We start from the raw sequence: 14,108 nt of genomic DNA on the forward strand, positions 1-14,108 counted from the left end.
TGCACACTGTGCAGCAGCTCTTGGTTTTTATATAGGCTTGTGAAATATCCGCATAAGTCTGACTTATACCATTCCATTCAGTTCACGGTAAAGCCTCTGTGCGTAGCTGTCGGTCATGCCGCAGATAAAATCAGTGGCAAGGAGCAGCCTGAGGTACAGCTTTTCGATGTCGTCCTTTCCCTCGGAATAATAGCGGTAAATTCTTATGTAGTTATCCGAAACAAGGGATATCATTCGCTTTTCAATGGCGGTAGCCGGTTCATCGCTGTCAAATTTTACGGCGGCATTCACGAACCTGTCAAGCAGAAATTCAAATATTACGCTGGCGGATATTTCAAGCTTGTAAATTGGTATGGACTTGAAAACATATCTGCACGCAATGTCGCCCAGTGCATATGCAAGAGCGTTTCCACGGGAGACTGCCAGTATCTCCTTGCCGAAAGTGCCGTTCATTATCATGTCATAGCTGCTGGTAAAGCCGAAAGCCGCACACCTGAGAAGCACGCCCTGAACGTAGATGACCCACCTCTGAACGGCGTTCTTTTCTGGGGAGGATATGCCGCCGTCTTTTGCATATGTAAGGTAGCTTTCCAGCTTGCCCACAGCTTTGTCATACTCGGCACGCTCGCCATCATCTGCGCATTTGCCGCAATAGCGCTCCGACTTTAACTCGTCAAGAAGCTGCTGATAAGTGATGAAGCCCTTTTTCGCAGCATCCTCGATGTCGGCAGTCTTGTAGGCAATGTCGTCCGCTGCCTCAAGGATAAATGCCAGCGGGTGGCGGCAGCCAACAGCTCCCGTGCTTTTGGTTATCTCTTTAAAAATATCATGCTCGGCGTAATAATAGCCCATCTTTTTTGTCCTGATATCTCCGCTGTCCTTGTCAATTTCCACCGATGAAACGGGGTATTTTATGATAGTGTTGAGCAGGGTGTAATTCAGGTTCATGCCGTTTTCATCAACAAGAAAGTGGAGCTTTGTAAGCAGCCTGAGAGCCTGTGCATTGCCCTCAAAATGGTAAAAGTCGCCTGCCATCTGCGGCGTAAGGAGCTTGTCTATCTCCTGACCCTTGAACTTTATCTTAGGCAGATTTGCTCTGAACCATTCACGGATATAATCCTCGCCGAAGTGACCGAACGGGGGATTGCCGATGTCATGGATAAGTCCCGCACATTCAAGCACACTGCAGGCGTTGCTCTCCACCTCGGAAGTGATGTCCTTTCTGCCGTGAGCCATAAGGTTCTGGAGGATCATATGTCCCAGTGATTTTGCAAATGATGATACCTCCAGAGAGTGGGTGAGACGGGTGCGCACAAAGTCGCTTTTGTCCAGCGGGAATACCTGTGTTTTATCCTGGAGCCGCCTGAAAGAAGCGCTCTGGATAATTCTGTGATAGTCCTTCTGAAATTCGCTGCGCAGGTCGGTGCTTTCCTTTGAAGAGTGTTCACGTCTGCGCTTTTCGCAGAGGAGAGTGTTCCAGTTCATTTTCATGTCATAGCCTCATTTCATGTCGTTATATGGTATTTTCAGTATAGCACAGGTCAGCGGTAATTGCAATACACTGCCGAATGTTGTAAGAGCAGACTAACTTTTCTTGACATTTTATCCCATTGGTCGTATAATAAGTTTATAAGGTTAGCGGGAGCTGACCTTAAAAGGAAGGAAGTCATATTATGGTAGAGATAACTGCAAAAATAAACGGAATGGCTTGCGGAATGTGCGAGACACATATAAATGACGCTGTTAGAAATAACTTTAGGGTAAAGAAAGTAACATCTTCCCACTCAAAGGCTCAGACTGTTATTGTTGCCGAGGAGGATATCCCCGACGACAAGCTGAAAGAGGTCGTTGAAAAGGCAGGCTATGAGTTTGCGGGAGCAGACAGAAAGCCTTATGTTAAGAAAGGACTTTTCGGCTTCGGAAAATAATGATGACATAAAAAAAATCGGTATGCAGTTTGCTGGATGCATACCGATTTGCTTTTTTATTACTTCTTTTCCTCGGTCTGAACAAATCCCTTTCTTACAAAAGGAATAAACATACCGCCCACTGCATTTCCCAGTGTCATCACCAGCAGATATACCACTGTGTTAAGTGACCATACCTTTGCAACGGTGAAATAGAACATATTTGCTATGCAGTGCTCGTATCCGCTGAGAATGAACACCACAACCGGGAGAAAGATGGCAAGCATCTGACCCGCAGGATTCTTTATCTGCTTGTAGCCGTCAGCCGCAATGAACATGAGCATTCCGCAGAAAATTGCCAGAATGAATATGCTCAGCAGGTTATCGTTGAATTTTACGGCGCATATCTCAGCCGCTTTTTCGCCGATACCCGAAATTCTTGTGCATAAAAGCATACCGCCCATTATCACAGTACCTGCCAGATTTCCCAGCCATATCACGATAAGGTCAAGTATGTACGAGGGCTTGTTTACTACAGCATATCCGACTTTTCCCGTAAAAAGGTTGAAGCCGAAGCTGAGTATCACGAAAAGGCCCGTTCCGAAAAGGAATGCTCCCAGATATTTATTATCGCAGGAAAGATAGACCGCTCCGCCTATGCCAATGGCAAAACCTGTCATAAGCGCACGGAGAAAAATGTCAGCATAACGTTTCATTACAATTACCCCTTCTTAAATTTATAACGACTTAAATATTATTATAACATAAAAGAAGTTCCTGCGGTAATATAAATCTGTAAATGAGCAATGCAGATGTTTATATATCAGTCAACGGGAGTTGTTTCCTTGAGAATACGTCCGTCACGGAGAAGCTGTCTCAGCCTGTCATGATCCTCGTTTGCGATAGCGTCACGGTACTCGGCGAGACGGGCCATGATGTAATCTATCTCAAAGCAAAGCGGTTCCTTGTTCATGATGAACAGGGGAGTCCACATATCCTCATTGAGCTTTGCAACACGGGTAAGATCCTGGAAAGAGCCTGCGGAAAATCCCAGCTGCTGCTGATGTGTGGGGCTTTTGATGTATGCGTTTGAAACAACGTGCGCAAGCTGGCTTGTGAAAGCGATTATGCGGTCATGCTCCTCGGGAGTGGTCTTTACAACTTTCTTGAAATGAATGGAGCGTGCCAGGTCTTCGATGAGGTTTATCTCCTCCTGAGGAGTGTTTTCGGTGGGGGTCATGATAAAGCTTGCGTTGTCGAAAAGGTCGTCCAGAGAATACTCAAAGCCGGAGAACTCACGGCCTGCCATGGGGTGAACGCCGATAAATGTAACGCCTCTTTCGGCAAGAATTGGTGTTACCTCGTCAACGATAGCTTTCTTGATACCGCCTGTATCAATAACAATGCTGCCCTCCTTGAAAAGGTCGGCATTTTCCTTAATGAAGCTGATTATTGTAGGGGGGAAGAGGGAAACAATAGTAACGTCCGCCTCGGAAACGTCCTTTGCCTCATAGTCGATAGCATTCTGGGAAAGAGCCATTTTAACGGTCTTTCTGTCTATATCAATACCGCCCACCAGATGATTGGTGTGCTTTTTTATTGCCTTGCACATTGATCCGCCGATAAGTCCAAGACCTACAGCAACTATTTTCATCTTAAAATCTTCCTTTCGCTGGTTTATATCATTCATTATATACTATATTATTGAACAATACATGAACGCAAAGTAATTTCTTTTCTGCGCATAAAAGCTGGAAAGCTTTAAATCAATGAAGTTTAGAATGCGATAAAAAAGGGACGTGTTGCCGTCCCTTTTGATATGAGTTATCAGCAGTCAACCTGAATTTCAAGTATAGGCTCTGCAACGGAAGCGCCTGCAGGAACCATGGGAAGAACGTTGATATCCTTGTCAATGTGGCAGTTGATGAGAACAGGCTTGCCGCAGGTAACGGCATACTCCAGCTTCTCACGGACTTCGCTCTTCTTGGAGATATCCACATGCTCAAGACCGAATGCCTTTGCCAGCATTTCAAAGTCAGTGGGCTTTTCGAGAGTTGTCTGGGAGAAATGGCAGTTGTAGAAAAGTCTCTGCCACTGTCTTACCATTCCAAGAACCGTGTTGTTGAATACCAGCTCGATGACGGGCATATTGTACTTTGCCAGTGTGGAAAGCTCTGCCATGTTCATATAGAAGCTTCCGTCGCCTGCAATGTTTACAACAGTCTTGTCGGGATTGCCTACCTTTGCGCCGATGGCAGCGCCCAGACCGTAGCCCATGGTGCCAAGTCCGCCTGAGGAAGCAAAGCTCTTGGGATTCTTAAAAGGGAAATACTCGGCGGTCCACATCTGGTGCTGACCGACCTCTGTAGTGATTATTGCGTTGGAATCGGTGATATCTGCCAGTGTTTCAAGCACATACTGGGGGAGAACTGCCTCGGGGTCATCGGATACCTGACGGAGAGGATATTCGCTCTTCCACTTTTCAATATCAGCCATCCACTGGGGGTGATCCTGCTTGGAAAGCTTCTTCATAATTTCGGTGAGAGCAAGCTTAACATCGCCCTGAACATGAACATCGACCTCAATATTCTTGTCAAACTCAGCAGGGTCAATCTCGATATGTACAATCTTTGCGTTCTTGATATTTTCCTTGAAGGACTTTGCGCTGCAGGTAACACGGTCGGAAAATCTGGAGCCGAGAACAACTATAACATCGCTGTTGACCAGCGCAAGGGAAGATGCCTTTGTGCCGTGCATACCGAGCATACCAAGATATCTTTCACTTGTGTTGTCGAATGCGGACATACCCATAAGTGAGAGGGAAACGGGAGCGTCTATCATCTCCGCAAATTCAGCCAGCTGCTTTTCAGCGCCTGAGAGGCATACTCCGCCGCCTGCGAAAATGAAAGGTCTCTCAGCGGAAGCGATGACCTTAGCTGCTTCCTCGATCTCACTGTTGTTTACAGTGTAGCTGTGAGCTGCGGGGACCTTGTGTTCAAACTCACACTTTGCAGCGGTGATGTCCTTGGGGATATCAATGAGAACAGGGCCCTTTCTGCCGTCGTTTGCGATAAAGAAAGCGCTGCGGACGGTCTCAGCCAGCTCACGAACGTCCTTTACGATAAAGTTGTGCTTGGTAACGGGCATGGTGATGCCTGTGATATCTACCTCCTGGAAGGAGTCAAGACCCAGCAGGCTTGTGCCGACATTTCCTGTGATAGCCACCATAGGAATGCTGTCCATGTTTGCGGTTGCGATAGCGGTAACAAGGTTTGTTGCGCCCGGGCCTGATGTGGCGATAACAACGCCTGTTTTGCCTGTGGTGCGGGCATATCCGTCAGCCGCATGGCCTGCGTTCTGCTCGTGGGAAGTGAGTATATGAGTTATCTTGTCGCTGTAATCATAAAGTGCGTCATAAATATTGAGAACGGCACCTCCGGGGTAGCCGAAGACTGTATCCACGCCCTGCTCAAGAAGGCATTCGAGAAGTATCTGAGAACCATTGAGAAGCATTGCAAAATCTCCCTTATAAAAACTTGTCGCATTATGCGCATATAGTAGTATTTTACCACACTGAAATGTTCTTGTCAATATTTTAGCGGAATTTTGCGCAATATTACAGGATAAATTATGATGATAAATAAAAATGGCTGCCATGCCATGCACAGCAGCCATATATTTATTTCAGCCTATTACTTGCCGAGAGTTACAACGATGTCGTTAACATCCTTGAGCTTGTCAGCAGGAATGTGGTTGGAGGGAAGCTTTTCGCCGTTGAGGACAATCTCCTTAACGCCGCTCTCTACGTGATCGGGATTGTTGAAGGTCATGTTGAGCTTCTTGCCTCTGAATGTCTTGGTAACAGTGTAGCTGCCCCAATCGGAGGAGATAGAAGGATCTACCTTAAGACCGGAAGCGTCGGGTCTCATACCCAGGATACCCTCAACAGTACCAACCATAACGGTGGAAGCTGTACCGGTGAGCCAATGTACGTGTGCACGGCCTGCATAAGGGCTGTCCTTGCCCTCTACGAACTGACCGTAAACGTAAGGCTCGAGGCATCTGTGCTCTGCATTGTCATTGTAGGTAGCGGGAGCTGCTTCCTTCCAGTACTTGTATGCACGGTTGCCGTGACCCAGGAGAGACTCGGCAAGGATCAGCCAGCCCTGAGGCTGAGAGAAGATACCTGCATTTTCCTTGGTGCACTTGTTGAAGCACTGCATAAGAGCGCCGTCAAATCCGTGTTCAACATAGGGAGGATACATAACCATTGCGCCGTAAGGAGTGTTAAGCTCTCTTTCAACGCTGTCCATAGCCTTTTCAGCCTGCTCCTTGCTTGCAAATCCGGAGATAACGGACCAAGACTGGGGATTGAGCCACATCTTAGCCTCGGGATCGGTTCTCTGACCGATAACGGTGCCGTCTTCCTTGTAGCCTCTGATCCATCTGTCCTCGTTCCAGCAAGCACTGAGGATAGTATCGAGCTTAGCCTTGACTTCGTCGAGGTACTTAACGTACTCAGCGTCGTTCTTGAGCTCTGCATAGCTTCTGAGGATCTTAACTGCGTAAACCAGCTGGAATGCAACGAATGTGGATTCGCCCTTCTTGCCGAGACGGAGGCAGTCGTTCCAGTCAGCGTGGAGACCTGCGGGCATACCGTGGTTTCCAAGGTTATTCATAGAGAACATGATAGCTCTCTTGAGGTGATCGTAAACAGTACCCTTTTCGCCATCGTTAGCGTAGAGGATCTCTTCATCCAGGAACTGGATATCGCCGCTTTCGGAGATGTACTTGTAAATAGTGGGGAAGAGCCAGAGAGCGTCATCTGCACGGTAGGAGGGATGACCTGTCTCCTTGGCATATGCGGTGTTGGGGTTATTCTCATCAGGGTGATTTTCCTGACCTGCCTTGTGGTCATACTTGACCAGAGGAAGACCTGCGCCGTTTGTTACCTGTGCGGAGAGCATGAACTCGATCTGCTTCTTAGCCATTTCGGGAGCAAGGTGAATGATACCCTGGATATCCTGAACGGTATCTCTGTAGCCGTAGCCGTTTCTCAGACCGCAGTACTGGAAGGAAGCAGCTCTGGACCAGATGAATGTGATGAAGCAGTTATATGCGTTCCAAACATTTATCATGTTGTTGAAGTCAGCATCGGGAGTATTTACGCTGAGGTTAGCAAGCTTGGAGTGCCAGAACTCCTTGAGCTCAGCGATCTCAGCCTCAACAACGCCGTCCTTCTCGTACTTGGCGATGATCTCAGCAGCAACTGCCTCAGGTCTCTGACCGAGAACGTAGATGATCTCCTTGGTCTCGCCGGGCTGGAGAACGATATCGCTCTGGAGAGCGCCGCAGGAGTTGGTGTTGTAGTTAAGGTCGCCCTTGAGACCCTCTTCAATGCCCTTGGGGTTAGCATAACCTCTGTAAGCGCCTACGAAGGAATCTCTGTCGCCGCAGTAAGCGGAAACTTCTGCCTTAGCAACGCCGAGGAAACGCTCATTGTTGGGGTTCTTGAAGATCTCGTTCTGCTTCTGGAGAATGAAATTCTTCTTGAAGTAGGTGCGAGTGATGAACAGGGTGTACTGAAGGTTTACCTGATCCTGCTCATAGTTGTTGTCGTTAACGAACTCGCAGTAGCCAGTTACGGAAAGCTTTCTGGGTTTGGTGTCGTTGTTGGTGATCTTGGAAGCCCATACCTCGTACAGAGCATTTCTGGGAACATAGTATGTAGTCTCAGTCTTGATGTTCTTGTACTCGGAGGTGATAACGGTGTAAGCAGTACCGTGACGGCACTCGCTCTTGTATTCGTCAAGAGGCTTACATACGGGAGACCAGGAAGCAGACCAGTAGTCGCCTGTTTCTCCGTCCTTCAGGTAGATGTATCTGCCGGGCTGGTCAACTGCAACGGAGTTGAAGCGGTAACGGATGATTCTTCCGTTTGCGCCGGACTTTACGAAGCTGTAGCCGCCTGCATTGTTGGAAATGATAGCGCCGTACTCAGGGTCGCCGAGGTAGTTGGCCCAGGGAGCGGGAGTATCGGGGCGTGTGATTACGTATTCCTTGTTTTCAAGATCGAAATGACCGTAATTCATTTGGTTTAAACACTCCTTATAAAATATAGTATTCATATGCCGTCCGCATTTAAGCGATACGGACAATTTGTGCATTGTGCATACATTGAGTAATATGCACACACATTTCATTTGTCATTATATCATTTTTATATAGTTTTGGCAAGGGGTTTGAGAAATTTATTTGTGAATTTTTTCAAATCGTGATTTTGATTATATCTTTGATGTTTTCAAACGTTTAGTATGTAAACGTTGCCAAAAATTATGACAATGGCTTCGAGACAGTCTTGATAGAAACGTGTTTTAACAAAAAATTTACAAATAAATTGAGAAAACCCTTGCAAAATTACTACGGATATGGTATAATCAATTTCGTTGTGATTATTCCATAGCACTACTGTCCGAGATAATGTGATGGGCTGCTATGTACATCATATTATACTTGAAAGTGAGGTGCCCCAGTAATGAAAGAAGGAATTCATCCCAACTACGTTGAGACCACTATCACCTGCGCATGCGGTAATGTGATCAAGACCCGTTCCACTAAGGAGAACATCAGAGTTGAAATCTGCTCCAAGTGCCATCCTTTCTACACCGGTAAGCAGAAGCTTGTTGATACAGGCGGACGTGTTGACCGCTTCAAGAAGCGTTTCGGTATGGACAAGTAATTTTGATTCCGCTTGTGCTTGAACTGCACAGGCGGAATTTTTTATCACATAATACTAATCTTCAATCAACCTATAGACAAATCCTCGGCTGAAATAAGCCCATTCTTCGTCAAGCTCCCTTGCCGGGCGACAAGCCCGCCTGCGGTCGCTTTCCTTGACTGGTCTTATTTCATCTGTCGGCTTTGCCTATAGAGCGATTGAAGATTAGTATAAAACCATACAAGAAAGGAATATTTTATATGAATACTCCCGACTATGATACCGTTGGCGGATATGCCGAAGCGTCGTTTATTGAAAAGAAGTCGGAGTTCATCGGCTACATCACCCATGCCGAGACCGATGAGGAAGCCGTGGCTTTTATCAACGAGATAAGGGGCAGGCACAGAAAGGCAACTCACAACGTATATGCCTATATCCTCCGAAACGGCAGCATAACACGGTACAGCGACGACGGCGAGCCACAGGGAACTGCTGGCGTGCCTGTTTTCGAGGTGCTGCGCAAGGAGGGGCTGACGGACGTTTGCTGCGTTGTCACCAGATATTTCGGCGGCATACTTCTTGGCGGCGGAGGACTGGTGAGGGCATATTCCCACAGTGCAAAGATCGCTGTTGACGCTGCCGAGCGCAAAAAAATGTGCTCCTGCTATCCTATGGAGATAACGTCGGATTACGGGCTTTACGGCAAGATAGTGAATATTCTTCCCGAATTTGAGGTGAAGATAACCGATACCGTCTTTGAGACCGATGTAACTGTCAAGCTCTTATGCCGCAGTGCTCTCACCGATGCTCTTACCGAAAAGCTTATCGACACGGCAAACGGAAAAATAACTGTACACAAAGGCGAAGAAAGCTTTGAGAATTTTGCTTGATTTGTGCAAAATGACAAAAATAAAAATATAAAAAAGTTTTTTCGCCATTTTGTGAGTATATACTATTATAAATAAAAGCGGGGGAGTGAGTATATGACGATTCGTGAAGAACTTGAAATAATCGAGCTGGGTACTCTCTGTGAGGACGCCTGCACGTCAAAGCATACAGGCAGACGTGTCCGCCCCGAGCCGCAGTGCCCTATCAGGACTGATTTTCAGCGTGACAGGGACAGGATACTTCACTGCAATGCTTTCCGCCGCCTTAAACATAAAACTCAGGTGTTCCTTGATCCCATAGGCGACCATTACAGAACACGCCTTACCCATTCGCTTGAGGTGGCTCAGATAGCACGTACAATTTCCCGTGCCCTGCGCCTTAACGAGGACCTTACCGAGGCTATTGCACTGGGTCACGACCTGGGTCATGCGCCTTTCGGCCATGCAGGGGAGTCGGTGCTCAACGAGATATGCTCCTGCGGCTTCAAGCACTATCTTCAGAGTGTTAGGGTCGTGGATTATATCGAGAAAAACGGTATGGGTCTCAACCTTACATATGAAGTGAAGAACGGCATCGCCTGCCACACCAACAAGGTAGCCGTTACAAAAGAGGGCTACGTGGTGCGGCTTTCCGATAAGATCGCATACATCAACCACGATATCGACGACGCCATAAGAGGCGGAGTGCTCACCGAGGATATGCTGCCCGCAAGCGCAACAGATGTGCTGGGTCATTCCAAGAGCGAGCGCATCACCACGCTGATAATGTCCATCGTAAAAAACGGCGTTTCCGATATCCATATGGACGACGATATACAGCAGGCATTCAACGAGCTGCGGAACTTTATGTTCGAGCACGTTTACAGCAACAGCATTGCCAAGGCTGAGGAATACAAGGCCAAAATGCTGGTGGAAAAGCTGTACAGATATTTCATCAAATACCCCGACAAAATGCCTGAGGAATACATCAATATAATGAACCGTTTTTCAAAGGAAAGGGCTGTGTGCGACTATGTGTCGGGCATGACCGACCTTTATGCGGTGAACCTTTACAATGAGCTTTTTATCCCCAAAAGCTGGAAGCTCACCTGATTCGCATTTAGAGGAATGAACCTATGCCACTGCCCGAAGATTTTGTATTGCAGCTCAAACAGAATAATCCCATTGAGTCGGTGATGGCGTCATATGTGCGCCTTAACCGAAGCAGCAGGGATTATGTCTGCCTGTGCCCATTTCATTCGGAGAAATCGCCCTCATGTCATGTAAACGTTGCGGGACAGTATTTTCACTGCTTCGGCTGCGGCGCAGGGGGTGATGTTATCACCTTTATAATGAAGGCGGAAAATCTTGAATACATAGAAGCTGTGCGCTTTCTGGCGGAGCGTGCGGGAATGTCAATGCCCGAAGATGCGAAAAACAACGATTTCAGCCGCCTGAAAGCCCGTATCCTTGAAATAAACCGAATGGCAGCCCGATACTTTAACCATGTGCTCATGAAAGAGCCGTACGGCGAAAAAGGACGGCTGTATTTCAGTTCAAGAAAGCTTTCGGTCAAGACCATCACTAAATACGGTCTGGGCTATGCTCCGGATGACTGGCGCAGGCTGACGGATCACCTTAAATCCCAGGGCTGCCGTGAAGATGAGATAGTTGCCGCAAACCTTGCAAGGCAGAGCCAGAAAGGCGGCGTTTATGACAGCTTCCGTGACAGGGTGATGTTCCCCATAATCGACCTGCGTGGAAATGTCATTGCTTTCGGCGGACGTATCATCGACGGAGAAGGCCCCAAGTACCTTAACTCCTCCGATACTCCCGTTTTCAAAAAGAGCCGCAACCTTTTCTCACTGAATTTTGCCAAGCGTTCCGAGGAGCGCAGGCTCATTCTGGCAGAGGGCTATATGGACGTTATCGCCGTAAATCAGGCGGGCTTTGAAAACGTGGTGGCAACGCTGGGAACGGCGCTTACACCCGAACAGGCACGGCTCATGTCCCAGTATGCGGACGAGGTGATAATCGCCTACGATTCGGACGGGCCGGGTCAGGCAGCGACCCAGAAAGCCATAAATCTTCTGGGCGAGGCAGGGATAAAGACTAAAATAATCAAAATGGAGGGAGCAAAGGACCCTGACGAATTTATAAAAAAATTCGGCGCTCTGCGGTTCAAGCAGCTCCTTGACAATTCCGACGGCGCAATAAATTTCCAGCTGGCAAAGTGCAAAAACGACCTTGATATCGAGTCTGATACGGGTCGTGTGGAATACCTCAAGCGGTGTGTGAACGTGCTTGCGGCAATAAACTCGCCTGTGGAAAGAAGCGTTTATGTATCAAAGGTCGCCAAGGAGCAGGGAATTTCCCGTGAAGCCCTTGACGCTCAGATAAATTCAGTCATAAGGAAGAAGATAAACAGCGGCAGGAAGCAGGAATGGACGGATATCCGCACATTCTCCGACAAGCGCCGTGCTGACCCTCAGGCAGCCGCATTTCCAAAGGAATATCGGGCGGAGCGTGGCATCATCGCATACCTTACTATCCACCCCGATGACCTTGAATATGTGGCGGACAGGCTGCCTGCTGACTTTTTTGCGACAGATTTCAACAAAAAGCTGTACGAAAAGCTCATAAGCGGCATGAGGATATCTTCGGATTTTAACATATTATCACTGCAAAGTGAATTTTCAGCCGATGAGATGGGCAAAATAACCGATATATTGTCGGAAGCCCGCCAGATAGACATTAACCGCAGTGCTGCGGAGGATTACATAACCACCCTAAGGAACAGTCATGAGAAAAGAGCTTCGGCTGCACCTGCCGCTGCGCTTTCCGACGATGAGTTTCTAAAGCGTCTGAACAGGCTGAAAAATGAAAAATAAGCTTTTAACGCTGCGATGAGCGACGATAAAATAGTAATATTCCCGAAAGGACGGTAAAAATATATGACCGGTAATGAAAAAGCTATGGAAACCCTTATGGAGCAGGGCCGTGCTCACGGAAAGCTCACCACTACCGAAATCAACGACGTAATGGAGAAGCTGGATCTTGATGTTGACCAGATAGATTCCTTCTATGACAACTGCCAGAGCATGAACATTGATATCATCGAGGACTTTGATGCGGAGTCCGAGCTTGCGCTCTCCGACCTGAATCTTCAGGACGACCTTGGAATGGCGCTTTCCACCGAGGGCATCGCAATAGATGACCCCGTAAAGATCTACCTCAAGGAAATAGGCAGAGTTCCTCTTCTTACCCCCGAGGAGGAGATACAGCTTGCCGAGCGTATGGCAAAGGGCGATGTAAAGGCAAAGCAGAGACTTGCGGAAGCAAACCTGCGACTTGTTGTATCCATCGCAAAGAGATATGTGGGCAGAGGAATGCAGTTCCTTGACCTTATCCAGGAGGGTAATCTGGGTCTTATCAAGGCTGTTGAGAAGTTCGACCATACCAAGGGCTTCAAGTTCTCCACATACGCAACATGGTGGATAAGACAGGCTATCACAAGAGCTATCGCCGACCAGGCAAGAACTATCCGTATCCCCGTTCATATGGTCGAGACCATCACAAAGGTAAAGAAGGCTTCCAGCCAGCTCCTCCACAAGAACGGTCACGATCCCTCACCCGAGGAGATCGCAGCAGAGCTTAATCTTCCCGTTGAGAGAGTACGTGAGATAATGCGTATCGCACAGGATCCCGTTTCTCTGGAAACACCTATCGGCGAGGAGGAGGACAGCCATCTGGGCGACTTTATCCCCGATGATGATGCTCCCGCACCTGCGGACGCAGCTTCCCTTATCCTGCTCAAGGAAAAGCTTGGCGAGGTGCTTTCCACCCTTACCGAGCGTGAGGAAAAGGTGCTCCGTCTCAGATTCGGTCTTGAGGACGGCCGTTCCCGTACTCTTGAAGAGGTGGGCAAGGAGTTTGACGTTACCAGAGAGCGTATCAGACAGATCGAGGCAAAGGCTCTCAGAAAGCTCCGTCACCCCAGCAGAAGCAAAAAGGTCAAGGATTTCCTTGATTGATATCCCGAAAGGAATGGTAAAAGAAAATGTGTCTTACTCTTGAGTCTGATTATGCAGTCAGAATAATCGGCTGTCTGTCGGCTGAAAACAAAAGGATCGACGCAAAAAATATATCAGAACGCACGGGAGTCAGTCTCAGATTTGCTCTGAAGATACTGAGAAAGCTTGTATCAGCAGGCCTTGTAAAATCCTACAAGGGAATGCAGGGCGGATATGAGCTGGCAAAAGCCCCTTCGGAAATAACCATGCTCGATGTTATCGAGACGGTTGAGGGCAGCTATTATCTCAATCGCTGCCACGAGGAGGAGTTTGTCTGTACCAGAGGCGCAAAGGGCTGCTGCTGTTATCAGAAGGTCTTTAACGAGATAACCGATATTGTCAGCAAAAAGCTTGCAGAGTACAATTTTGAAGATCTGCTGAAATGATACATATCGCCTTCTGTTCTTTATTTATCCATTGACACGCCGATGAATACGTGATATAATGAAACGGTATGATATAAGGGCTGTTCGCTTGTGCCATCCAGCCGGTGTCTGATGCAAAAAGTGTCTGACACAAAACAAAACCAGGACATTTGTTTGCT

Annotated in this window: 12 protein-coding genes; 7 read left to right on the forward strand and 5 right to left on the reverse strand. The window is 47.7% G+C overall.

What is annotated here, in order from left to right:
• Positions 1–63 precede the first annotated feature (63 nt).
• Positions 64–1,491: a deoxyguanosinetriphosphate triphosphohydrolase gene (locus OCV68_RS01520; protein ID WP_394803485.1), complete on the reverse strand. Its 1,428-nt coding sequence runs from the start codon at positions 1,489–1,491 to the stop codon at positions 64–66.
• Positions 1,492–1,673: 182 nt separating this feature from the next.
• Here OCV68_RS01520 and OCV68_RS01525 point away from each other — a divergent pair, with 182 nt between their 5' ends.
• Positions 1,674–1,928: a heavy-metal-associated domain-containing protein gene (locus tag OCV68_RS01525; protein WP_262570251.1), complete on the forward strand. Its 255-nt coding sequence runs from the start codon at positions 1,674–1,676 to the stop codon at positions 1,926–1,928.
• A 59-nt stretch (positions 1,929–1,987) separates the two neighbouring features.
• Here the strand turns inward: OCV68_RS01525 and OCV68_RS01530 are convergent, their stop codons facing one another.
• From OCV68_RS01530 to OCV68_RS01545, 4 genes are all read right to left on the reverse strand, one after another.
• Positions 1,988–2,623: a formate/nitrite transporter family protein gene (locus OCV68_RS01530; RefSeq protein WP_262570252.1), complete on the reverse strand. Its 636-nt coding sequence runs from the start codon at positions 2,621–2,623 to the stop codon at positions 1,988–1,990.
• A gap of 107 nt (positions 2,624–2,730) precedes the next feature.
• Positions 2,731–3,561, reverse strand: a complete 831-nt coding sequence (locus OCV68_RS01535) for a prephenate dehydrogenase (RefSeq protein WP_022474326.1) — start codon at positions 3,559–3,561, stop codon at positions 2,731–2,733.
• A 173-nt stretch (positions 3,562–3,734) separates the two neighbouring features.
• Positions 3,735–5,420 carry a biosynthetic-type acetolactate synthase large subunit gene (ilvB, locus tag OCV68_RS01540; RefSeq protein WP_262570254.1) on the reverse strand — a complete coding sequence of 562 codons (1,686 nt, stop codon included), beginning with the start codon at positions 5,418–5,420 and terminating at the stop codon, positions 3,735–3,737.
• Positions 5,421–5,599: 179 nt separating this feature from the next.
• Positions 5,600–7,999, reverse strand: a complete 2,400-nt coding sequence (locus OCV68_RS01545) for a GH36-type glycosyl hydrolase domain-containing protein (protein WP_262570256.1) — start codon at positions 7,997–7,999, stop codon at positions 5,600–5,602.
• 443 nt (positions 8,000–8,442) lie between these two features.
• On the opposite strand from OCV68_RS01545, the gene rpmE reads away from it, so the two are divergent.
• The 6 genes from rpmE to OCV68_RS01575 all read left to right on the forward strand — a co-directional run bounded on the left by rpmE (position 8,443) and on the right by OCV68_RS01575 (position 13,950).
• Positions 8,443–8,646: a 50S ribosomal protein L31 gene (rpmE, locus tag OCV68_RS01550; protein ID WP_022474323.1), complete on the forward strand. Its 204-nt coding sequence runs from the start codon at positions 8,443–8,445 to the stop codon at positions 8,644–8,646.
• A 239-nt stretch (positions 8,647–8,885) separates the two neighbouring features.
• On the forward strand, positions 8,886–9,515 hold the full coding sequence (locus tag OCV68_RS01555; RefSeq protein ID WP_262570258.1) for a YigZ family protein: 630 nt from the start codon (positions 8,886–8,888) through the stop codon (positions 9,513–9,515).
• 93 nt (positions 9,516–9,608) lie between these two features.
• Entirely contained in the window at positions 9,609–10,604 is a 996-nt protein-coding gene (locus OCV68_RS01560; RefSeq protein WP_147622218.1) for a deoxyguanosinetriphosphate triphosphohydrolase, read from the forward strand.
• Between the two features lie 23 nt (positions 10,605–10,627).
• Complete coding sequence (gene dnaG, locus OCV68_RS01565) at positions 10,628–12,382, forward strand: DNA primase (RefSeq protein ID WP_147622216.1); 1,755 nt, start codon at positions 10,628–10,630, stop codon at positions 12,380–12,382.
• Positions 12,383–12,445: 63 nt separating this feature from the next.
• Positions 12,446–13,525 carry an RNA polymerase sigma factor RpoD gene (rpoD, locus tag OCV68_RS01570; protein WP_022474319.1) on the forward strand — a complete coding sequence of 360 codons (1,080 nt, stop codon included), beginning with the start codon at positions 12,446–12,448 and terminating at the stop codon, positions 13,523–13,525.
• A gap of 26 nt (positions 13,526–13,551) precedes the next feature.
• Positions 13,552–13,950: an RrF2 family transcriptional regulator gene (locus OCV68_RS01575; RefSeq protein WP_147622214.1), complete on the forward strand. Its 399-nt coding sequence runs from the start codon at positions 13,552–13,554 to the stop codon at positions 13,948–13,950.
• The last annotated feature ends 158 nt before the right edge of the window (positions 13,951–14,108 follow it).

The sequence above is a fragment of the Huintestinicola butyrica genome (genome assembly GCF_025567215.1).
GTDB lineage: Bacteria > Bacillota > Clostridia > Oscillospirales > Ruminococcaceae > Huintestinicola > Huintestinicola butyrica.

Coding starts and splice junctions, on each gene's coding strand:
- OCV68_RS01535 (WP_022474326.1), bottom strand. CDS start 3,561: ATGAAAATAGTTGCTGTAGGTCTTGGACTTATCGGCGGATCAATGTGC.
- OCV68_RS01560 (WP_147622218.1), top strand. CDS start 9,609: ATGACGATTCGTGAAGAACTTGAAATAATCGAGCTGGGTACTCTCTGT.
- OCV68_RS01520 (WP_394803485.1), bottom strand. CDS start 1,491: ATGAAAATGAACTGGAACACTCTCCTCTGCGAAAAGCGCAGACGTGAA.
- OCV68_RS01555 (WP_262570258.1), top strand. CDS start 8,886: ATGAATACTCCCGACTATGATACCGTTGGCGGATATGCCGAAGCGTCG.
- OCV68_RS01545 (WP_262570256.1), bottom strand. CDS start 7,999: ATGAATTACGGTCATTTCGATCTTGAAAACAAGGAATACGTAATCACA.
- ilvB (WP_262570254.1), bottom strand. CDS start 5,420: ATGCTTCTCAATGGTTCTCAGATACTTCTCGAATGCCTTCTTGAGCAG.
- OCV68_RS01530 (WP_262570252.1), bottom strand. CDS start 2,623: ATGAAACGTTATGCTGACATTTTTCTCCGTGCGCTTATGACAGGTTTT.
- OCV68_RS01575 (WP_147622214.1), top strand. CDS start 13,552: ATGTGTCTTACTCTTGAGTCTGATTATGCAGTCAGAATAATCGGCTGT.
- dnaG (WP_147622216.1), top strand. CDS start 10,628: ATGCCACTGCCCGAAGATTTTGTATTGCAGCTCAAACAGAATAATCCC.
- OCV68_RS01525 (WP_262570251.1), top strand. CDS start 1,674: ATGGTAGAGATAACTGCAAAAATAAACGGAATGGCTTGCGGAATGTGC.
- rpmE (WP_022474323.1), top strand. CDS start 8,443: ATGAAAGAAGGAATTCATCCCAACTACGTTGAGACCACTATCACCTGC.
- rpoD (WP_022474319.1), top strand. CDS start 12,446: ATGACCGGTAATGAAAAAGCTATGGAAACCCTTATGGAGCAGGGCCGT.